This window comes from Enterobacter cloacae complex sp. SHL012, from assembly GCF_049237505.1.
GTDB classification, from domain to species: Bacteria; Pseudomonadota; Gammaproteobacteria; order Enterobacterales; family Enterobacteriaceae; genus Enterobacter; species Enterobacter kobei.
The window spans coordinates 909,804-931,065 of the sequence record NZ_JBMKIZ010000001.1 but is presented as its reverse complement, the minus strand read 5'-3'; the positions used below and the strand labels follow the sequence as shown (position 1 = coordinate 931,065).

Annotated in this window: 22 protein-coding genes; 13 read left to right on the top strand and 9 right to left on the bottom strand. The window is 55.2% G+C overall.

Annotation, left to right across the window (positions count from 1 at the left end):
• The first annotated feature begins 4 nt into the window (after positions 1–4).
• The gene (locus ACOTY9_RS04465) at positions 5–1,144 is read left to right on the top strand and encodes a glycoside hydrolase family 105 protein (protein ID WP_348565733.1); all 1,140 of its coding nucleotides are present in this window, start codon (positions 5–7) and stop codon (positions 1,142–1,144) included.
• A gap of 35 nt (positions 1,145–1,179) precedes the next feature.
• Here the strand turns inward: ACOTY9_RS04465 and argS are convergent, their stop codons facing one another.
• Positions 1,180–2,913 (bottom strand): arginine--tRNA ligase, encoded by a 1,734-nt coding sequence (gene argS / locus ACOTY9_RS04460; RefSeq protein ID WP_045134196.1) that lies wholly within the window; start codon positions 2,911–2,913, stop codon positions 1,180–1,182.
• A gap of 239 nt (positions 2,914–3,152) precedes the next feature.
• Here argS and ACOTY9_RS04455 point away from each other — a divergent pair, with 239 nt between their 5' ends.
• Together ACOTY9_RS04455 and cutC are read left to right on the top strand one after the other, a co-directional pair.
• The gene (locus ACOTY9_RS04455; protein ID WP_014884329.1) at positions 3,153–3,713 is read left to right on the top strand and encodes a VOC family protein; all 561 of its coding nucleotides are present in this window, start codon (positions 3,153–3,155) and stop codon (positions 3,711–3,713) included.
• Between the two features lie 78 nt (positions 3,714–3,791).
• Positions 3,792–4,535 (top strand): copper homeostasis protein CutC, encoded by a 744-nt coding sequence (cutC, locus tag ACOTY9_RS04450; RefSeq protein WP_014884328.1) that lies wholly within the window; start codon positions 3,792–3,794, stop codon positions 4,533–4,535.
• Between the two features lie 246 nt (positions 4,536–4,781).
• Here cutC and cmoB read toward each other — a convergent pair whose 3' ends face one another.
• From cmoB to ACOTY9_RS04425, 5 genes are read right to left on the bottom strand one after another with little or no spacing between them, the layout of a single operon-like run.
• On the bottom strand, positions 4,782–5,753 hold the full coding sequence (gene cmoB / locus ACOTY9_RS04445) for a tRNA 5-methoxyuridine(34)/uridine 5-oxyacetic acid(34) synthase CmoB (protein ID WP_014884327.1): 972 nt from the start codon (positions 5,751–5,753) through the stop codon (positions 4,782–4,784).
• Entirely contained in the window at positions 5,750–6,493 is a 744-nt protein-coding gene (cmoA, locus tag ACOTY9_RS04440) for a carboxy-S-adenosyl-L-methionine synthase CmoA (protein ID WP_014884326.1), read from the bottom strand. Before cmoA ends, cmoB begins: the two co-directional genes overlap by 4 nt.
• Positions 6,494–6,533: 40 nt before the next feature.
• A complete protein-coding gene (locus ACOTY9_RS04435; protein WP_014884325.1) occupies positions 6,534–6,929 on the bottom strand; it encodes an MAPEG family protein in 396 nt (131 codons plus the stop codon).
• Between the two features lie 51 nt (positions 6,930–6,980).
• A complete protein-coding gene (locus ACOTY9_RS04430; RefSeq protein WP_045134194.1) occupies positions 6,981–7,799 on the bottom strand; it encodes a DUF72 domain-containing protein in 819 nt (272 codons plus the stop codon).
• Positions 7,796–8,362 (bottom strand): hydrolase, encoded by a 567-nt coding sequence (locus ACOTY9_RS04425; protein ID WP_014884323.1) that lies wholly within the window; start codon positions 8,360–8,362, stop codon positions 7,796–7,798. The genes ACOTY9_RS04430 and ACOTY9_RS04425 overlap by 4 nt, the downstream gene beginning before the upstream one ends.
• Positions 8,363–8,626: 264 nt before the next feature.
• On the opposite strand from ACOTY9_RS04425, the gene aspS reads away from it, so the two are divergent.
• From aspS to ACOTY9_RS04390, 7 genes are all read left to right on the top strand, one after another.
• Positions 8,627–10,399 carry an aspartate--tRNA ligase gene (gene aspS, locus ACOTY9_RS04420; protein ID WP_014884322.1) on the top strand — a complete coding sequence of 591 codons (1,773 nt, stop codon included), beginning with the start codon at positions 8,627–8,629 and terminating at the stop codon, positions 10,397–10,399.
• Between the two features lies 1 nt (position 10,400).
• On the top strand, positions 10,401–10,844 hold the full coding sequence (nudB, locus tag ACOTY9_RS04415; protein ID WP_014884321.1) for a dihydroneopterin triphosphate diphosphatase: 444 nt from the start codon (positions 10,401–10,403) through the stop codon (positions 10,842–10,844).
• 27 nt (positions 10,845–10,871) lie between these two features.
• On the top strand, positions 10,872–11,612 hold the full coding sequence (locus tag ACOTY9_RS04410; RefSeq protein WP_014884320.1) for a YebC/PmpR family DNA-binding transcriptional regulator: 741 nt from the start codon (positions 10,872–10,874) through the stop codon (positions 11,610–11,612).
• Between the two features lie 34 nt (positions 11,613–11,646).
• Positions 11,647–12,168 (top strand): crossover junction endodeoxyribonuclease RuvC, encoded by a 522-nt coding sequence (ruvC, locus tag ACOTY9_RS04405; RefSeq protein WP_014884319.1) that lies wholly within the window; start codon positions 11,647–11,649, stop codon positions 12,166–12,168.
• A gap of 80 nt (positions 12,169–12,248) precedes the next feature.
• Entirely contained in the window at positions 12,249–12,863 is a 615-nt protein-coding gene (gene ruvA, locus ACOTY9_RS04400) for a Holliday junction branch migration protein RuvA (RefSeq protein WP_023330723.1), read from the top strand.
• 8 nt (positions 12,864–12,871) lie between these two features.
• On the top strand, positions 12,872–13,882 hold the full coding sequence (ruvB, locus tag ACOTY9_RS04395; RefSeq protein ID WP_014884317.1) for a Holliday junction branch migration DNA helicase RuvB: 1,011 nt from the start codon (positions 12,872–12,874) through the stop codon (positions 13,880–13,882).
• 195 nt (positions 13,883–14,077) lie between these two features.
• Positions 14,078–14,530: a hypothetical protein gene (locus ACOTY9_RS04390; protein WP_023330722.1), complete on the top strand. Its 453-nt coding sequence runs from the start codon at positions 14,078–14,080 to the stop codon at positions 14,528–14,530.
• Positions 14,531–14,673: 143 nt separating this feature from the next.
• On the opposite strand, the gene znuB is transcribed toward ACOTY9_RS04390, so the two are convergent.
• Positions 14,674–15,462, bottom strand: coding sequence for a zinc ABC transporter permease subunit ZnuB (gene znuB / locus ACOTY9_RS04385; RefSeq protein ID WP_014884315.1), 789 nt, complete (start codon positions 15,460–15,462; stop codon positions 14,674–14,676).
• Positions 15,459–16,214 carry a zinc ABC transporter ATP-binding protein ZnuC gene (znuC, locus tag ACOTY9_RS04380; RefSeq protein ID WP_014884314.1) on the bottom strand — a complete coding sequence of 252 codons (756 nt, stop codon included), beginning with the start codon at positions 16,212–16,214 and terminating at the stop codon, positions 15,459–15,461. Before znuC ends, znuB begins: the two co-directional genes overlap by 4 nt.
• A gap of 77 nt (positions 16,215–16,291) precedes the next feature.
• Between znuC and znuA the strand changes: the two genes are divergently transcribed.
• The 3 genes from znuA (at position 16,292) to lpxM (ending at position 19,662) form a co-directional block, all read left to right on the top strand.
• Complete coding sequence (gene znuA, locus ACOTY9_RS04375) at positions 16,292–17,236, top strand: zinc ABC transporter substrate-binding protein ZnuA (RefSeq protein WP_045134199.1); 945 nt, start codon at positions 16,292–16,294, stop codon at positions 17,234–17,236.
• A gap of 15 nt (positions 17,237–17,251) precedes the next feature.
• Entirely contained in the window at positions 17,252–18,571 is a 1,320-nt protein-coding gene (mepM, locus tag ACOTY9_RS04370; RefSeq protein WP_014884312.1) for a murein DD-endopeptidase MepM, read from the top strand.
• Positions 18,572–18,690: 119 nt separating this feature from the next.
• A complete protein-coding gene (lpxM, locus tag ACOTY9_RS04365) occupies positions 18,691–19,662 on the top strand; it encodes a lauroyl-Kdo(2)-lipid IV(A) myristoyltransferase (RefSeq protein ID WP_023330719.1) in 972 nt (323 codons plus the stop codon).
• Between the two features lie 45 nt (positions 19,663–19,707).
• Here the strand turns inward: lpxM and pyk are convergent, their stop codons facing one another.
• The gene (gene pyk, locus ACOTY9_RS04360; protein ID WP_008500455.1) at positions 19,708–21,150 is read right to left on the bottom strand and encodes a pyruvate kinase; all 1,443 of its coding nucleotides are present in this window, start codon (positions 21,148–21,150) and stop codon (positions 19,708–19,710) included.
• Positions 21,151–21,262 lie beyond the last annotated feature (112 nt).

The following is a 21,262-nucleotide window of genomic DNA, read 5'->3' as shown; positions in this document are numbered from 1 at the left end:
GATGATGAAAGTTTGGTCTGTCAAACATAGCCCGTTATTGCGTCAACCTGAACGTTTTATTGCCAGAGATGAGCTGAACGCACTGATTCAAAAGGTGACGCATAACCTGGTCAATATCCACGACAAGACGGGTGAGTTTTTGCTGCGGCTGGACGACGGGCGCGTGATCGACACCAAAGGCTGGGCCGGATGGGAATGGACGCACGGCGTTGGTTTGTACGGTATCTGGCAGTATTACTGCCAGACCGGTGACGCAGGCATGCGCGACATTATCGACAGCTGGTTTGCTGACCGTTTTGCTGAAGGTGCCACTACCAAAAACGTCAATACGATGTCGCCGTTCCTGACGCTGGCCTGTCGTTATGAAGAGACCAAAAACCCGGCCTGGCTGCCGTGGCTGGAAAGCTGGGCGGAATGGGCGATGACCGAGATGCCGCGCACCGATCACGGTGGCATGCAGCACATCACCCTGGCGGAAGAGAATCATCAGCAGATGTGGGATGACACGCTGATGATGACGGTGTTGCCGCTGGCGAAAATCGGCAAACTGCTCAACAAACCGGAGTACGTTGAAGAGGCGGTGTATCAGTTCCTGCTGCACGTGCAGAACCTGATGGACCGGGAGACGGGCCTGTGGTTCCACGGCTGGAGTTACGACGGCAACCATAACTTTGCCCGTGCCCGCTGGGCGAGGGGCAACAGCTGGCTCACCATCGTGATTCCGGATTTCCTCGAACTGATTGATTTGCCGGAAAACAACGCCGTGCGCCGTTATCTGGTGCAGGTATTGAATGCGCAAATTGCCGCGCTGGCAAAGTGTCAGGACGAGAGCGGCTTGTGGCATACCCTGCTGGACGATCCGGGCTCGTACCTGGAGGCGTCCGCGACGGCCGGGTTTGCCTACGGGATCCTGAAAGCGGTGCGTAAGCGCTATGTTGCGCCTGCGTATGCTGATGTTGCTGAAAAAGCGATTCGCGGCATCGTGAAAAATATCTCGCCGGAAGGGGAGTTATTGCAAACGTCGTTCGGCACGGGGATGGGCAGCGACCTGGCGTTTTATCGCCAAATCCCGCTGACGTCGATGCCCTACGGACAGGCCATGGCGATTCTGTGTCTGACGGAGTATTTGCGGAAGTATTTCTGATAATAAAAAACCCGGCGGCTGCCGGGTTTTTTGTATTACATACGCTCTACGGTTTCGATACCCAGGGTATCCAGACCCAGCTTCAGGGTCTTCGCCGTCAGCTGCGCCAGCTTCAGGCGGCTGTTGCGGACCGATTCATTTTCCGCAGACAGAATAGGGCAGTGCTCGTAGAAGCCGGAGAACAGACCCGCCAGATCGTACAGGTAAGCGCACATAACGTGCGGCGTACCGTCACGGGCGACAACCGTCAGCGTCTCTTCAAACTGCAGCAGACGCGCCGCCAGCTGGGCTTCACGATCTTCCGTGATGGTCACGCTTGCATTCGCCAGCACGTTTTCATCAATGTTCGCCTTACGGAACACCGAGAGCACGCGGGTGTAAGCATATTGCATGTAAGGCGCCGTGTTGCCTTCAAACGCCAGCATGTTATCCCAGTCGAAGATATAGTCGGTGGTACGGTTTTTAGAGAGATCCGCGTATTTCACCGCGCCGATACCGACGGCGTTAGCCAGTTTTTCCAGCTCGTCGGCAGGCATGTCCGGGTTCTTCTCTGCCACCAGACGACGGGCGCGCTCCAGCGCTTCATCCAGCAGGTCAGACAGCTTCACGGTACCACCCGCACGGGTTTTGAACGGCTTGCCGTCTTTACCGAGCATCATGCCGAACATGTGGTGTTCCAGCGGAACGCAATCCGGTACGTAACCGGCTTTACGCACGATAGTCCATGCCTGCATCAGGTGCTGGTGCTGACGGGAGTCGATGTAGTACAGCACACGGTCAGCATGCAGGGTTTCGTAACGGTACTTCGCGCAGGCGATATCGGTGGTGGTGTAGAGATAGCCGCCATCCTTTTTCTGGATGATCACGCCCATCGGTTCACCTTCCTTGTTTTTGTACTCATCAAGGAACACGACCGTTGCACCTTCGCTCTCAACCGCCAGGTTTTTCGCTTTCAGGTCCGCCACAATGCCCGGCAGCATTGGGTTGTACAGGCTTTCACCCATGACATCATCACGGGTCAGGGTCACGTTCAGACGGTTATAGGTAAGCTGGTTCTGGGACATGGTGATGTCCACCAGCTTGCGCCACATCTCGAGGAAGTATTGATCCCCGCCCTGCAGCTTGACGACGTAGCTGCGCGCGCGCTCGGCAAAGGCTTCGTCTTCGTCGTAATGCTTTTTCGCTTCGCGGTAGAACCCTTCCAGGTCCGCCAGCGCCATTTCGCCCGCGTTTTCCTGCTGCTGTTTTTCCAGGTAAGCAATTAGCATGCCGAACTGGGTACCCCAGTCGCCAACGTGGTTTGCGCGGATTACCTTGTGACCGAGAAACTCAAGCGTGCGCACCGCGGCATCACCAATGATGGTGGAACGCAGGTGGCCAACGTGCATCTCTTTCGCCACGTTCGGGGCAGAGTAGTCGATCACCACCGTCTGCGCTTGTGGTCGGGAGACACCCAGACGGTCTGATTTCAGCGCCGCGTCAACGTGGCTTGCCAGGAATGCAGGCTCCAGGAAAATGTTGATAAAGCCCGGGCCAGCGATTTCGGTTTTGCTGGCGATACCGGTGAGATCCAGATGCGTCAATACCTGCTCAGCGAGCTGTCGCGGCGGCATGCCCAGTTTTTTAGCCACTGCCATCACGCCATTAGCCTGATAGTCGCCAAACTGTACTTTTGCTGACTGACGAACCTGTGGTTCGCAATCCGCAGGCGCACCTGCGGCAATCAGTGCCTGACTGACTTTTTCGGAGAGAAGAGCCTGAATATTCACCTGGATACCTTACGTTTTTGATGCGGGCCTACAACCGCCCGCGCCAGTTAAAGAATTTAGGGCGGGAGTATACTGCAAATGCCTTCTGCCGTCAGCATTGCGGGGCCCGAAGATTGCTCAGAATCCAGCCAGAGAAGAGGTGCATAAACATGCAGTCGTAAAAACCGCGATTCAGAGGTTGGTCGAAATAGGGCAACAGAGTAAATTAGCGGCTTTGCGACATGAAAAGAGACTGACGTATGGCGAACTGGCAATCCATTGACGAACTGCATGATATTTCCGCAGATTTACCGCGCTTCACCCAGGCGTTCACAGAACTTGCCACCCGTCTTGGTCTGGATATCGCGCCGCTTGAGGCCGATCACATCTCTTTGCGCTGCCATCAAAACGCGACTGCCGAGCGCTGGCGTCGCGGGTTTGAACAGTGTGGTGAGTTGCTTTCTGAGAACATGATTAATGGTCGTCCCATTTGTCTGTTCAAACTGCATGAACCGGTCTGCGTGGCGCACTGGCAATTCACCGTTGTAGAACTGCCATGGCCTGGTGAAAAACGTTACCCGCACGAAGGCTGGGAGCATATCGAAATCGTCCTGCCGGGTGAGCCGGAAACGTTGAACGCGCGCGCGCTGGCCCTGCTCTCAGACGAGGGATTAAGCCAGCCGGGCATTTTTGTGAAGACAAGTTCGCCCAAAGGCGAGCGTGAGCGTCTGCCTAATCCGACGCTGGCCGTGACTGACGGACAGGTGACGGTGAAATTTCATCCGTGGACCATTGAGCAGATCGTTGCCAGCGAAGCCTGAGAGTTGTGACTCGTCGCTGAGACCCAAAACAAGAGGCGTGCCATGATGGCGCGTTAAGCCGATTTTAAGGAGGAGTCGATGGCGCTGCTGGAGATTTGTTGTTATAGCGTGGAGTGTGCCGTCACCGCGCAACGGAAAGGGGCCGATCGCATTGAACTGTGCGCAGCCCCGAAAGAAGGAGGGTTAACGCCCTCATACGGCGTGCTGACGTCGGCCCGTAAGGCCGTCACCCTTCCGGTACACCCCATTATTCGTCCTCGCGGCGGTGATTTTTGTTATACGTCGGGTGAGTTCAGTGCCATGCTTGAAGATATCGCCCTTGTTCGTGACCTCGGGTTCCCCGGGCTGGTGACCGGCCTGCTGGATGAAGACGGTGAGGTCGATCTGCCGCGTATGCGTCAGGTGATGGACGCCGCAAAAGGAATGGCCGTGACGTTTCATCGTGCGTTTGATATGTGCAAAAACCCACTGCAAGCGTTTGATACCCTTGCCGAACTGGGTGTGGCGCGCGTTCTGACATCAGGTCAACAGTCTTCTGCTGAAAAAGGTCTGCAATTAATTACGGAACTAAAAGCCCATTCCGGTGTTCCAATAATAATGGCGGGTGCGGGAGTCCGTGCCGGCAATCTGGAACGGTTTTTAAACGCCGGGGTGGAAGAGCTTCACAGCTCTGCGGGGAAATGGATACCTTCACCCATGCGTTATCGCAATACAGGGCTGTCAATGTCGACGGATGCTGAAGCGGATGAGTATTCACGCTACGGTGTAGATGGAGAGTCGGTTGCGGAAATGAAGTCGCTGATTGAGCGCTATCACGTGTAGCAACGTACCGATTTTTACCGCGCATCATGTCGCCCAATATGATGCTTGCTTGTACCAGGCCCCTGCAATTTCAACAGGGGCCTTTTTTTCTCCTTCATATTTCAAGCCGCAGCCGCGTTGGCCGCCTCGCTCACCCCGGTCACTTACTGCTGTAAGCTCCCGGGGATTCGCTGCGTTGCCGCCTTGCTGCAACTTGAACTATATTGGAGAAAAAGTGCGACGCGTAGCCGTCACCCGGCTAAAAGGTTACGGCTTCGTCGCGATCAACACCGCACGCATCGGCGCCGGATAGCCTTCGATGGTTTTGCTGTGGTCGGCCGGGTCAAGGAACTGCTCCAGCGACTCGGTGATCATCCAGTCGGTGCGGCGCTGCTCCTCGAGTGACGTCACGCTGACATCGGCAATCCGCACATCCACAAAACCGCACTTCTCCAGCCAGTTCTTCAATGCCAGCGCGGACGGGATAAAGTAGACGTTACGCATCTGGGCGTAGCGATCGCCCGGCACCAGAACCGCATGTTCGTCACCTTCGATCACCAGCGTTTCCAGTACCAGTTCGCCGCCGCTGACCAGCTGATCTTTAAGCTGCCACAGATGTTCAAGCGGGGAGCGACGATGATAGAGCACGCCCATGGAGAACACGGTATCAAACGCTTTCAGGGCAGGAAGTTGCTCAATTCCCAGCGGCAGCAGGTGGGCGCGCTGGTCGTTGCCCAGCAGTTTACGCACTGCTTCAAACTGGCAAAGGAACAGCTGCATTGGGTCGATACCGACTGCCAGATGCGCGCCTGCGCCAATCATGCGCCACATGTGGTAACCGCTGCCGCAGCCCACGTCCAGAATAGTGCGCCCGGTCAGGTCAGACAGATGAGGCAGAACGCGATCCCATTTCCAGTCGGAGCGCCATTCGGTGTTGATGTTCACCCCGTAGAGCGAGAAAGGCCCTTTGCGCCACGGCATCAGGTTACGCATCAGCGTTTCGATGCGGTTGATCTGCCCGGCCGGGAGCGGTGCTTCGCTTTCTGCGGTGACGCTGTGAAGCAGGTCCAGACGATGCGGGGTCAGCTCCGGCAGATACTCCACCGCATTTGACCACTGCTTTAACAGGCCGTGCTGCTGATCGCGCTGCCAGGCGGCAATCTGCGCGGGCAGAGTTTCCAGCCAGTGAGACAGATGGTTTTTAGCTATCAGCTGATAGAAATTACTGAACTCAATCATGCTGCATCTCCGGCTTTTAGCGCCACCAGTGAGCCAAAGTTAAAGCACTGGAACCACAGTTCGCTATGCTCAAATCCGGCTTTGCGCAGGCGTGCTTTGTGGGTTTCTACGGAGTCTGTCAGCATCACGTTTTCCAGCATGCTGCGCTTCTGGCTGATCTCCAGCTCGCTGTAACCGTTCGCACGTTTAAAATCGTGGTGCATATTGAACAGCAGTTCGCCAACGTCGGCATCCTCAAAGCTGAATTTCTCGGAAAGCACCAGCGCGCCGCCGGGATTTAGCCCCTGGTAAATTTTGTCCAGCAGCAGCTGACGGTCTTCAGGCACCAGGAACTGCAGGGTAAAATTCAGGATGACCATCGACGCGTTGTGAATTTCAATCTCACGAATATCGCCTTCGACGACGTCCACCGGTACAGGGGCTTTATACGCATCAATATGGCGACGGCAGCGTTCTACCATCGCCGGGGAGTTGTCGACGGCAATGATTCGGCAATCTTCATGATGAACGTTACGACGTACCGACAGCGTTGCCGCGCCGAGCGAGCAGCCCAGGTCATAGACCTGCGTGCCGGGTTGAACGAAGCGCTCAGCCAGCATACCGATCATAGAGATAATATTGGAATAACCGGGAACAGAGCGCTGGATCATATCCGGGAAGACTTCGGCTACCCGTTCATCGAAGGTCCAGTCGCCCAGGCTGGCGATAGGCGCGGAAAAAAGCGTGTCGCGATCTGACATAACGTAAAAATCCGGGAAAAATAAAGTGGCGTATTGTGCGCTAATGGAGGGAGAAAACCAACTCCCACGGCATATACCAAAGGTTAGCCAGCACCATCAGCAAAAGCGAACACCAGGTCGCGCTCATGCCGGAACGACGCCAGCGGAATAAGCGGTGGTGAAAGCCATAATAATGCATTAGCCGGCCAGCAATCAGAAGCAGGCCACAGACGTGAACCATCCAGGTTTCTGCGCCATTCATCTCCATAAACAGCAGTAAAATCAAGGCGACGGGGATGTATTCGACCGCATTACCGTGAATGCGGATAGCGCTTTGCAGTTCCGAAAAACCGCCGTCACCATAAGAAACGCGGTACTGCATTCTCAGACGCACAACATCAAATGAAAACTTAATCAGCAGTAATGCACCTAACACCGCATACAGCGCGCTGACCATACAAACTCCCTGTTTTTGGCAGATGGCACTTCACTATGATAGGGGGTGATATCAGAAAAGAGAAGATTGTTGTGGAATGGAGGGGGCGTTGCCCACGGCGGGAACCGCGGCCTGCAAGGCCTGCCAGAGAGCATCGACCAGTTCGGGTGCCTGCGCAATATCCGGTGTGTGCAAAAAGAGATAGGGCGTAGTGGTTTGCTCCCACTTCGCTAATTTTTGCAGCCAGACGGCGAACATCGCCTGATTTTGCTGCATGTTGTCGCTACCGATGAACCTGACCATCGGGTTTTGCGCGGTGACGATGGCGTGGACCGGCACTTTCGGTTTTTTGCGTTGCGCATCCACAATCGCTTCACTGTGCGGGATTGCACTGTGGACGGGGCGACTGTCAAGAATGACACGGTTGACCGCACGTTCCAGCAGGCCGCGGTTGAGCGCTATTTCTGCTTCACCTTTGGCAAAAAATTCAGCATGCCTGACCTCCACGCCGTAGGTAAACTCGCGGGGCAGGCTATCCAGAAACTGCCACAGGGCAGGCAGATCGCGCGGGCCGAACGTGGCGGGAAGCTGGAGCCAGTATTGCCCAATCCGGTTCGCCAGTGGCGACATGCGCGTAAAGAACTCTTCGGTTAAATCCCCGCAGTTGCGCAGCGCGGCGTTGTGGGAGATGGTCGCCGGAAACTTAAAACAGAACCGGAAATCGTCGGTCGTTTGCTCCCGCCAGCGTTCAACAATCTCCGCTTTAGGCAGCGCGTAGAGGGTCGTGTTGCCCTCGACACAGTTGAAGTGTCGGGCATATTCTTCCAGGCCGGTGATGCCCAGGCGCACCCATTTCGGGTGCGACCACTGGGGTAACCCCACATACATCATAGCGCGCTGAGGATCTCGTCCGTGCTGCGCACGCGTCCGATACGCGGGAAGATATGGGTCATGCTGCCCTGATGCTGTTCCGCGGAAGCCGCGCTGCAGGCATCTTCTGCAATGACCAGGTTAAAGCCCAGCTCCCAGGCGTTACGGGCGGTAGACTCCACGCCGATGTTGGTGGAAATGCCGCACAGAATAAGGGTGTCGATACCACGACGGCGGAGCTGCAGTTCCAGATCGGTTCCGTAGAATGCGCCCCATTGACGTTTGGTCACTTCGATATCGCTGTCGCGTTTGCCCAGCGACACCGGATACGTCCACCAGTTTTCCGGCAGGGCATGGGCGGGCGCCTGTGCATCAACGGGCTGTTTTAACGCCTCGGCGAAATCAGCGGACCAGCCGACGCGCACCATGACTACAGGGGCACCGCTGGCACGGCATTTTTCCGCCAGACGAGCGGCGCGGCTAACCACATCATCCGCAGCGTGCGGGCCACCGGCAAAGGGCAGGATCCCTTCCTGTAAATCAATCACCACAAGCGCGGTTTTGCTGGCATCCAGTGTTAACATCGTTACTCCCGTTAAATGAATCACTTCCGTAACACCATACGACGTGATGACCTGTAATGGGTCGGATAATTTTGTTAATTTTTGTGAGAATGCGCAATAAGAGTGCAGCAAACGACCGTCAGGCCGTGGTTCGCTCTTATCGTCCGGCGGAATTTCCAGTATAATAGCCGCCTTTTTTCATCCAGTTGTGACATACAGAAAGCTGCGACATAGTAGCCTGCATTCCAGGCGACATTTAGCCTGCGGCTAATTAAGGGATATCTCATGCGTACAGAATATTGCGGGCAGCTGCGTCAGTCCCACGTCGGACAGCAGGTCACCCTGTGTGGTTGGGTCAACCGTCGTCGTGATCTTGGTAGCCTTATTTTCATCGATATGCGCGACCGTGAAGGTATCGTTCAGGTGTTCTTCGACCCGGATCGTGCGGATGCGTTGAAGCTGGCTTCTGAGCTGCGTAATGAGTTCTGCATTCAGGTCACCGGTACCGTGCGTGCGCGTGACGAGAAAAACGTCAACGCAGACATGGCGACGGGTGCCATTGAAGTGCTGGCGTCCGATCTGGTTATCATTAACCGTGCTGAAGCGCTGCCGCTGGACTCCAACCACGTCAACACGGAAGAAGCGCGTCTGAAATACCGCTACCTGGATCTGCGTCGTCCGGAGATGGCCCAGCGCCTGAAAACCCGTGCGAAAATCACCAGCCTGGTGCGCCGTTTCATGGATGACCACGGTTTCCTCGATATCGAAACCCCGATGCTGACCAAAGCCACACCGGAAGGTGCGCGCGATTATCTGGTCCCATCCCGCGTACATAAAGGCAAATTCTACGCGCTGCCACAGTCTCCACAGCTGTTCAAACAGCTGCTGATGATGTCCGGTTTCGATCGCTACTATCAGATCGTCAAATGTTTCCGCGACGAAGACCTGCGTGCTGACCGTCAGCCAGAATTCACCCAGATCGATGTGGAAACCTCCTTCATGACCGCCGAGCAGGTGCGTGAAGTGATGGAAGCGCTGGTGCGTAGCCTGTGGAATGACGTGAAAGGCGTCGAGCTGGGCGATTTCCCGATCATGACCTTCGCCGAAGCCGAGCGTCGTTACGGTTCCGACAAACCAGACCTGCGTAACCCGATGGAGCTGGTGGATGTTGCAGACCTGGTGAAATCCGTTGAGTTCGCGGTATTTGCCGGCCCGGCTAACGATCCGAAAGGCCGTGTTGCAGCCCTGCGCGTACCGGGCGGTGCGGCACTGAGCCGTAAGCAGATCGACGATTACGGCAACTTCATTAAGATCTACGGCGCGAAAGGTCTGGCCTATATTAAAGTAACCGAGCGTGCGAAAGGTCTGGAAGGGATCACCAGCCCGGTTGCGAAGTTCCTGAATGCGGACATCGTGGAAGCGATTCTTGAGCGCACCGGCGCGCAGGATGGCGACATGATCTTCTTCGGCGCAGACAACAAGAAAGTGGTTGCCGATGCGATGGGCGCGTTGCGTCTGAAGCTGGGCAAAGACCTCAGCCTGACTGACGAAACCAAATGGGCACCGCTGTGGGTTATCGACTTCCCGATGTTTGAAGACGACGGTGAGGGCGGTTTGACCGCGATGCACCACCCGTTCACCTCGCCAAAAGACATGACGGCGGCAGAGCTGAAAGCGTCTCCGGAAGATGCGGTGGCAAACGCCTACGACATGGTGATCAACGGCTACGAAGTGGGCGGGGGTTCCGTGCGTATTCACAGCGGCGAAATGCAGCAGACCGTGTTCGGCATCCTGGGCATTAACGAACAGGAGCAGCGTGAGAAATTTGGCTTCCTGCTGGACGCCCTGAAATACGGTACACCGCCACACGCAGGTCTGGCTTTCGGTCTTGACCGTCTGACCATGCTGCTGACCGGCACCGATAACATTCGTGATGTTATTGCCTTCCCGAAAACCACTGCCGCAGCGTGTCTGATGACCGAAGCGCCAAGCTTTGCTAACCCGACTGCACTGGCTGAGCTGGGCATTGAGGTGGTGAAAAAGGAAGAGAAAAACTGATATGACATACAAGCTTCCCGTTTCTGTCTTAGTTGTCATTTATGCCCAGGACACGAAGCGGGTGCTAATGTTGCAGCGGCGCGACGATCCTGATTTCTGGCAGTCGGTTACCGGCAGCCTGGAAGAGGGGGAAACCGCGCCGCAGGCCGCCGCGCGTGAAGTAAAGGAAGAGGTCACCATTGATGTTGCTCGCGAGCAACTGACCCTGAAGGACTGTCAGCGCACGGTGGAGTTTGAAATTTTTAGCCATTTACGTCATCGCTACGCGCCGGGCATTGAGCGCAATACGGAATCGTGGTTCTGTCTCGCGCTCCCACATGAGCGGGAGATCGTGTTTACCGAACACCTGAACTACCGCTGGGTGGATGCGACGGATGCCGCCGCACTGACCAAGTCGTGGAGCAACCGGCAGGCGATTGAAGAATTTGTAATTAACGCTGCCTGAGAAGGCGCGATTTTTGGAGAACTTTTTATGGCAGGTCATAGTAAGTGGGCCAACACCAAACACCGTAAAGCGGCACAGGATGCCAAACGCGGTAAAATCTTTACCAAAATCATTCGTGAGCTGGTGACAGCGGCACGTCTGGGCGGTGGCGATCCGGCCTCTAACCCGCGTCTGCGCGCGGCGGTGGATAAAGCGCTGTCTAACAACATGACGCGTGACACCCTGAACCGTGCCATCGCACGTGGTGTAGGCGGTGATGAAGACGCGAACATGGAAACCATCATTTATGAAGGTTACGGCCCTGGCGGTACTGCCGTAATGGTTGAGTGTCTGTCCGACAACCGTAACCGTACCGTTGCGGAAGTGCGCCATGCATTCACTAAAACCGGCGGCAACCTGGGTACCGACGGTTCCGTTTCTTACCTGTTCAGCAAAAAAGGCGTCATCTCCTTCGAGAAAGGCGACGAAGATGTGATCATGGAAGCCGCCCTGGAAGCCGGTGCGGAAGACGTGGTGACCTACGATGATGGCGCAATTGACGTTTACACCGCGTGGGAAGAGATGGGCGCCGTGCGCGATGCACTCGAAGCCGCGGGTCTGAAAGCGGACAACGCGGAAGTCTCCATGATCCCGTCCACCAAAGCGGACATGGATGCGGAAACTGCGCCAAAACTGCTGCGTCTGATCGACATGCTCGAAGACTGCGACGACGTGCAGGAAGTGTATCACAACGGTGAAATCTCTGATGAGGTTGCAGCGACTCTCTGATGAGAGCGTATAAGCCGTTTACGGGAGACGCGTGATGTCGATTATCCTTGGGATTGACCCCGGCTCGCGCGTCACCGGTTATGGCGTTATCCGCCAGGTGGGACGCCAGCTAACCTACCTCGGCAGCGGCTGTATTCGCACCAAAGTGGACGATCTGCCGTCGCGCCTGAAGCTGATTTATGCGGGCGTGTCGGAAATCATCACCCAGTTTCAGCCTGATTTTTTTGCCATTGAGCAGGTCTTTATGGCAAAAAACGCCGATTCGGCGCTAAAGCTGGGGCAGGCGCGCGGCGTGGCTATTGTTGCCGCCGTGAACCAGGATCTTCCGGTATTCGAATATGCCGCACGTCAGGTAAAGCAGACGGTGGTGGGGATAGGTAGCGCGGAGAAAAGCCAGGTGCAGCACATGGTGCGTACCTTGCTGAAGCTTCCCGCGAACCCGCAGGCCGATGCCGCCGATGCGCTGGCCATTGCGATTACCCACTGTCACGTCAGCCAGAACGCGATGCAAATGAGTGAATCGCGGCTCAATCTGGCGCGAGGCAGGTTACGATAAAGAGAAATCAGGCTGGATAAACATCCAGCCTTTTTTTATTATGTCGCCGTCAAACATTTTCCAGAACGCAGGAGCGTCACGTGATAGGCAGACTCAGAGGCATCATCATTGAAAAACAACCCCCGTTAGTGCTGCTGGAAGTGGGTGGCGTGGGCTATGAAGTCCACATGCCAATGACCTGCTTCTACGAGCTGCCGGACGCGGGTAAAGAGGCGATTGTCTTTACTCAGTTCGTGGTGCGTGAAGATGCTCAGTTGCTTTACGGCTTCAACAACAAGCAGGAACGTACCCTGTTCCGCGAGCTGATTAAAACCAACGGCGTGGGACCGAAGCTGGCACTGGCGATTTTGTCCGGTATGTCTGCTCCGCAGTTCGTGAATGCCGTTGAGCGCGAAGATCCTGCGGCGCTGATTAAACTCCCGGGGATTGGTAAGAAAACCGCCGAGCGTCTGATTGTTGAGATGAAAGACCGCTTTAAAGGTCTGCATGGCGATCTGTTCACCCCAGCCACCGATCTGGTTCTGACGTCACCTGGGGCGCCGTCAACAGATGATGACGCTGAGCAGGAAGCGGTTGCCGCGCTGGTGGCGCTGGGCTATAAACCTCAGGAGGCCAGTCGGATGGTAAGCAAAATTGCCAAACCGGATGCCAGCAGTGAAACCCTGATTCGTGAAGCGCTGCGCGCTGCATTGTGAGGTAAAGGATGATTGAAGCAGACCGCCTGGTATCGGCAGGCACCCTTCAGGCAGAAGACGTGGTGGATCGTGCGATCCGCCCGAAACTGCTTGATGAGTATATCGGCCAGCCGCAGGTACGTTCCCAGATGGAGATTTTCATCCAGGCGGCAAAGCTGCGCGGCGATGCGCTCGATCACCTGCTGATTTTTGGCCCGCCAGGGTTGGGGAAAACCACGCTGGCGAATATCGTTGCCAATGAAATGGGCGTCAACCTGCGCACGACCTCCGGCCCGGTGCTGGAGAAAGCCGGCGATCTGGCGGCAATGCTGACCAACCTTGAACCGCATGACGTACTGTTTATCGATGAAATCCACCGTCTGTCTCCGGTGGTAGAGGAAGTGCTCTATCCGGCAATGGAAGATTACCAGCTGGATATCATGATTGGTGAAGGCCCGGCTGCGCGCTCCATCAAGATCGATCTGCCGCCGTTTACCCTGATTGGCGCAACGACCCGTGCCGGATCGTTGACCTCTCCACTGCGCGACCGCTTCGGTATCGTGCAGCGTCTGGAGTTTTATCAGGTGCCGGACCTGCAGCATATTGTCGGTCGTAGCGCGCGCTATATGGGGCTGGAGATGAGCGAAGAGGGCGCTTTTGAAGTGGCGAAGCGTTCGCGTGGTACGCCGCGTATTGCCAACCGCCTGCTGCGTCGCGTGCGCGACTTTGCCGAAGTGAAGCACGATGGCACCATTTCGGCAGAGATTGCCGCCCAGGCGCTGGATATGCTTAACGTCGATGCCGAAGGCTTTGACTATATGGACCGCAAATTGCTGCTGGCGGTGCTGGATAAATTCTTTGGCGGACCGGTCGGGCTGGATAACCTGGCGGCGGCGATCGGTGAAGAGCGTGAAACTATCGAGGATGTTCTGGAGCCGTATCTGATCCAGCAGGGATTCTTACAGCGTACGCCGCGTGGTCGTATGGCGACGGTGCGGGCGTGGAATCATTTCGGTATTACGCCACCGTCAATGCCGTAATGATGAGCAGGCGGGATGTTAAATTTCGCCTGCGACGCTGACCGATTAGTTACCTCATCTGAATTATCATCCATATTATTTTGGATAAATTTATCCTACCTATCATTTTAGATAATTCGCTTATTCCCTCTATGATGAATTTATAGCGATATCCATGCTATGAATAAATTTCATCATCACATCAGGAATAACAAAATGAAAACAATGACGGCTCTGACTATTGCCGCTCTGACTATGGCGGCTTTGTCTGGCGCCGCGAATGCCGCTATTTCCGGAACCCAAACATGGAAAATGGTGGATAATAAACTTGAAAATACCAGTAACGGACGAAAATTATGTATGACTGGCATTGCTTACCAGCAGGCGGTGATGGAGCCATGTGGTTCTAATCCAGAATTGCAGAATATTCGTGAGGTCAATTTCGCTATTAATGGGATGCTGATGCTGGAAACATATCCAGAATATGCCTTCGCACCAGCAAGCGGCAAAGTTTATATACGCGAATATGAACCTATTGCGAGTCATTGGGACTATATTAACGGACAGCTGAAAAAAGTTGATACCGATGGTATTGTCAAGTGTCTTGATATGGAAGGCGGTATAAACGTCCCAGGTGCCAAATTGCATTTAGCAACGTGTACCAGGTAATAAAATAAGCCCCGATAATTTCATCGGGGCTTATTTACGTGTGCACCCAACATGGGCGCACTCCAGCGGTTTAAGTCCCGCCATGCGTTGATCACAGCGCATGAAGCGAAGCGTGACCCTCTATGAAAGCGGTAATCGCTCATTTATGCATTCGGTTGTTTTTTCATCATACTAAAAATAAACAACACCGCCGCACACAACACCACTGACGGCCCCGCAGGCGTGTCATAAAACGCCGAGAAGGTTAACCCACCCGTTACCGCAATCATCCCGATAATCACGGCCACACCGGCCATCTGCTCCGGCGTGCGGGCAAAACGGCGCGCCGTGGCGGCAGGGATGATCAGCAGCGAGGTAATAATCAGCGCCCCGACGAACTTCATCGCCACGCCGATGGTTAATGCCGTCACCAGCATCAGCAGTAGCTTAACCCGCTGCAGCTTCACGCCGTCGACGAAGGCCAGGTCCGGGCTGACGGTCATCGCCAGCAGGTTACGCCACTGCCAGAGCAGAATACCGAGTACCACCACCACACCGAAGGCGATGGAAATTAAATCTTCCGGCGTCACGGCAAGCAGATCGCCAAACAGATAGGCCATCAGGTCGACGCGGATATTCGACATCAGACTCACCACGACCAGACCCAGCGAGAGCGCGCTGTGGGCCATAATGCCAAGCAGCGTATCAATGGCGAGGTGCGGACGTTTCTCCAGCCAGACCAGCCCGGCTGCCAGCAGCAGGGTGACGACAATCACCGCGTAGAAGGGATTCACATCCAGCAGTAAACCAAAAGCCACGCCCAGCAAAGAGGCGTGCGCGAGGGTATCACCGAAATAGGACATTCTGCGCCAGACCACAAACGAGCCGAGTGGACCCGCGGCGCAGGCAAGCATAATCCCGGCCAGCCAGCCGGGCAGTAACAGTTCAATCATGAGTGTCCATTTCCCCGGCGCAGGACAATTCGTCCCTGTAAATCATGGCGGTGATTATGATGATGACGGTAAATACCCAGCTGTTCAGCGCCACGAGGGCCAAACATGGAGATAAACTCCGGGTGCATCGAGACCACTTCAGGCGTGCCGGAACAGCAAATATGATGGTTAAGGCACAGCACTTCGTCCGTTTTCGCCATGACAAGATGGAGATCGTGGGAGACCATCAGCACGGCGCAATTCAGTTCACGGCGAAGCTGATCGATCAAATCATAAAGCGCGACCTGACCATTAACGTCCACCCCCTGGGTAGGCTCATCAAGCACCAGCAGTTGCGGGCTGCTCAACAGCGCGCGCGCCAGCAAAACGCGCTGCGTCTCACCCCCGGAAAGTTTTTGCAGCGGCGCGTCAATCAGGTGGCCCGCCTGTACGCGTTTCAGCGCCGGGAGAATATCGGCTTTCCGCGTGCCGGGGCGCAGGCGCAGAAAGCGACTCACCGTTAAAGGCAGCGTGGCATCCAGATGTAATTTCTGAGGCACATAGCCGATACGCAATTTTTCCTCGCGGGTGATAACACCTTCATCGGGCGTCACCAGACCCAGTACAACCCGTACCAGCGTGGATTTGCCTGCGCCATTAGGACCAAGCAGCGTCAGAATTTTGCCGGGCTTCAGATCCAGCGACACGTCAGAGAGGACGCGGCGCTGGCCGAAAGAGACCGAAATATTATCGAGAGAAACCAGTGTCGTCATGTCAATTTAAGCTTGAAGAAGTCAACGAATGTTATAATATCACATTCCACGCATTCACTACGATGATTAGTCGCATTATGTTACATAAAAATACGCTTCTTTTCGCAGCATTATCCGCTGCCCTTTGGGGTACAACCGCACAAGATGTTAACGCGGCGGTTGTCGCTTCGCTTAAACCGCTTGGATTCATCGCGTCGGCCATTGCCGATGGGGTGACGGAAACCCAGGTTTTGCTGCCTGACGGGGCCTCTGAGCATGACTATTCTCTTCGCCCTTCAGATGTAAAACGCTTACAAAACGCGGACTTAGTCGTCTGGATTGGACCAGAGATGGAAGCGTTTATGCAGAAGTCGGCCAAACAGATTCCAGGCGATAAACAGGTTGCGATTGCCGGGCTTTCCGGCGTGAAACCGTTGCTCATGAAAGGCACGGATGACGACGGTGATGAACATGACCATCACGCGGCAGAGGGTGAAAAAGGTGATGGAGATCACCATCATGGTGAGTACAACATGCATCTCTGGCTTTCCCCAGAGATAGCGCGGCTTTCAGCGGTTGCAATCCACGACAAATTAGTGGAACTTATGCCGCAAAGTCGAGCCAAACTAGACGCCAACCTGAAGGATTTTGAGGCACAATTAGCCGCAACCGATAAGCAGGTAGGTAATGAGCTCGCACCGTTGAAAGGAAAAGGGTATTTCGTTTTTCATGACGCCTATGGCTACTATGAAAAACACTATGGTTTGACCCCGCTTGGGCACTTCACCGTCAACCCTGAAATTCAACCTGGTGCGCAGCGTTTACATGAAATCAGAACACAGTTGGTTGAGCAAAAAGCGACATGCGTTTTTGCTGAGCCACAGTTCAGGCCAGCGGTCGTAGAAGCCGTGGCCAGGGGGACATCCGTGCGCATGGGGACCCTTGACCCGCTAGGAACGAATATCCAGTTGAGCAAAGCGAGCTATTCGCAGTTCCTCAGCCAACTGGCGGACCAGTATGCGAGCTGCCTGAAAGGAGATTAACGAGGAAGTGAATACGTGCAACAGATAGCCCGCTCTGTCGCCCTGGCATTTAACAATCTGCCTCGACCCCACCGCGTTATGCTGGGGTCGCTTACAGTACTCACCTTAGCGGTCGCCGTCTGGCGGCCCTATGTTTACCACCCGAGTTCTGCCCCTATCATCAAAACCATCGAGCTTGAAAAGAGCGAGATCCGTTCTTTACTGCCTGAAGCCAGTGAGCCTATCGACCAGGCTGCTCAGGAAGATGAAGCGATTCCCCAGGATGAACTGGACGATAAAATCGAGAACGAGGCCGGGATCCACGAGTATGTTGTCTCTACCGGTGACACGCTGAGCAGCGTGCTCAATCAGTACGGTATCGACATGGGGAATATCAGTCAGCTCGCTGCTGCAGATAAAGACCTGCGTAACCTGAAAATAGGGCAACAGCTCTCCTGGACCTTAACGGCGGATGGCGATCTTCAGCGGTTAACCTGGGAGATGTCCCGCCGTGAAACCCGCACCTACGATCGCACTGCAAACGGTTTCAAAATGACCAGTGAAATGCAGAAGGGCGACTGGGTGAACAGCGTGATGAAAGGCACAGTAGGCGGAAGCTTCGTTTCCAGCGCCCGTGATGCCGGTCTCACCAGCTCTGAAATCAGTGCGGTGATCAAAGCCATGCAGTGGCAGATGGATTTCCGCAAGCTGAAGAAGGGCGATGAGTTTTCCGTGCTGATGTCTCGCGAAATGCTTGACGGCAAGCGTGAGCAGAGCCAACTGGTGGGCGTACGTCTGCGCTCTGATGGCAAAGATTACTACGCCATCCGTGCCGAAGACGGTAAGTTCTACGACCGCAGCGGTACGGGACTGGCGAAAGGCTTTATGCGCTTCCCGACGGCTAAACAGTTCCGCGTTTCCTCTAACTTTAACCCGCGTCGTCTGAACCCGGTTACCGGGCGCGTCGCACCACACCGTGGCGTTGACTTTGCCATGCCGCAGGGCACGCCGGTGCTGGCTGTGGGTGATGGTGAAGTGGTCGTGGCTAAACGTAGCGGTGCCGCAGGCTACTATGTCGCGGTGCGTCACGGTCGTACCTACACCACCCGCTATATGCACCTGCGTAAACTGCTGGTTAAGCCTGGACAGAAAGTGAAACGTGGCGACCGTATCGCGCTCTCCGGCAACACCGGACGCTCGACCGGCCCGCACCTGCACTATGAAGTGTGGATTAACCAACAGGCCGTAAACCCGCTGACGGCGAAACTGCCACGCACCGAAGGCCTGACGGGTAAAGATCGTTCTGATTACCTGGCGCAGGTGAAAGAGGTGATACCGCAGCTGAGCTTAAACTAAGCCTTCTGTTTTTGTGAAAAAAGCCGGTGTCAGTATGCGCCGGCTTTTTCTTTTGTGCGTGGACGACTGCCTCGCTACACTATCAATAAAATTTTGCGTCACCAGACCCTGGAACCAGCATGGAAACAAAAAAAAACAATATTGAATACATTCCTGAGTTTGAAAAATCCTTTCGCCATCCGCGCAACTGGGGCGCCTGGCTCGGGGTCTACACCTTTGCAGGCATCGCTATGCTGCCTGCTGCGCTGCGCGATCCCCTGCTGGGGAAAATTGGCCGTCTGGCCGGGCGTTTAGGCAAAAGCGCGCGTCGCCGTGCGCAGATCAACCTCTATTACTGTTTTCCCGAAAAAAGCGATGCCGAGCGCGAGGCTATCATCGATGCGATGTATACCACCGCGCCGCAGGCAATGGCGATGATGGCAGAGCTGGCGCTGAAAGGGCCGGAAAAAATCGTTGACCGTGTTGACTGGAAAGGGCTGGAAATCATTGACGAAATGCGTCGCAATGACGAGAAGGTGATTTTCCTCGTTCCTCACGGTTGGGGTGTCGACATTCCGGCGATGCTGATGGCTTCTCAGGGTCAGAAGATGGCGGCCATGTTCCATAACCAGGGCAACAAAATCTACGACTTTGTCTGGAATACCGTACGTCGTCGTTTTGGCGGTCGTTTGCATGCGCGTAACGATGGTATCAAGCCGTTTATTCAGTCCGTACGTCAGGGATACTGGGGCTACTATCTGCCGGATCAGGACCACGGACCGGAGCACAGTGAGTTTGTCGACTTCTTTGCGACCTACAAAGCCACACTTCCGGCGATTGGCCGCCTGATGAAGGTGTGTCGCGCCCGCGTGATCCCACTCTTCCCGGTTTATGATGGTAAAACGCACCGTCTGAGCATTGAAGTCCGCCCGCCGATGGATGACCTGCTGACCGCAGACGATCGCACCATTGCGCGTCGCATGAACGAAGAGGTGGAAATCCTGGTGGGGCCGCATACCGAACAGTACACGTGGATATTGAAGCTGCTTAAAACGCGAAAGCCGGGTGAAACGGAACCTTATAAACGCAAAGAGCTTTATCCGAGGAAATAAAAAAAGCCCTCTCCATCTGGAGAGGGCTTTTTAACACAGACGTTGTTACTCGACGGTCATAACGCGGGTGGTGTTGGTTGAGCCGATGGTGCTCATCACATCACCCTGCGTCACGATAACGATATCACCGGACACCAGGTAACCTTTGTCGCGCAGCAGATTGACGGCATCGTGCGCGGCTGCCACGCCGTCATTGGTGCTGTCGAAGTGCACCGGCGTCACACCGCGGTACAGCGCCGTCAGGTTCAGCGTACGTTCATGACGGGACATGGCGAAGATCGGCAGACCGGAGCTGATACGGGAAGTCATCAGCGCGGTACGGCCTGATTCGGTCATGGTGATGATCGCGGTAACCCCTTTCAGATGGTTTGCCGCGTACATGGCAGACATCGCAATCGCTTCTTCCACGTTGTCGAACTGCACGTCCAGACGGTGTTTAGAGACGTTGATGCTTGGGATCTTCTCTGCGCCCAGGCAGACACGCGCCATCGCGGCCACGGTTTCAGCAGGATATTGGCCCGCAGCGGTTTCCGCAGACAGCATCACCGCATCGGTACCATCCAGCACGGCGTTAGCGACGTCCATCACTTCCGCACGGGTTGGCATTGGGTTGGTGATCATGGATTCCATCATCTGGGTCGCGGTGATCACCGCGCGGTTCAGTTGACGTGCGCGACGAATCAGCGCTTTCTGGATACCAACCAGCTCAGGATCGCCGATTTCCACACCCAAATCGCCGCGGGCCACCATCACCACGTCAGAAGCCAGGATCACATCGTCCATGGCGTCCTGATCGCAAACGGCTTCCGCGCGTTCAACCTTGGCAACGATTTTGGCATCACAGCCTGCATCACGGGCCAGACGGCGTGCATAGTTCAGATCTTCGCCACAGCGTGGGAAGGAGACTGCCAGGTAGTCAACGCCGATCAGAGCCGCAGTAACGATGTCCGCTTTGTCTTTATCGGTCAGCGCTTCCGCAGAGAGGCCGCCGCCCAGTTTGTTGATACCTTTATTGTTGGAGAGCGGGCCGCCGACGGTGACTTCGGTGAACACTTTCATTCCCTGAACTTCGAGCACCTTCAGCTGTACGCGTCCGTCGTCGAGCAGCAGGATATCGCCAGGCACCACGTCAGCTGGCAGGCCTTTATAGTCGATCCCGACTTTTTCTTTATCGCCTTCGCCTTTGCCCAGGTTGGCATCCAGCAGGAATTTATCGCCGATATTGAGGAAAACTTTACCTTCTTTGAAGGTGGAGACACGAATTTTGGGACCCTGCAGATCGCCGAGGATAGCGACATGGCGGCCCAGTTTAGCGGCGATCTCACGCACTTTGTCGGCACGTAATTTATGGTCTTCTGGCGTACCGTGAGAGAAGTTCATGCGCACCACGTTGGCACCCGCGGCGATAATCTTTTCAAGGTTATTATCGCGGTCGGTGGCCGGGCCTAAGGTGGTAACGATCTTGGTTCTGCGAAGCCTTCTGGACATGTAATACTCCGTTGACTGAAACAACTTTGGTGTTGCGTGAACATTGAATCGGCCTTCATCTGCCGCAAGGCAGCAAAGAGAGGACCGAATGCCGTAAATCATTACATCGTAA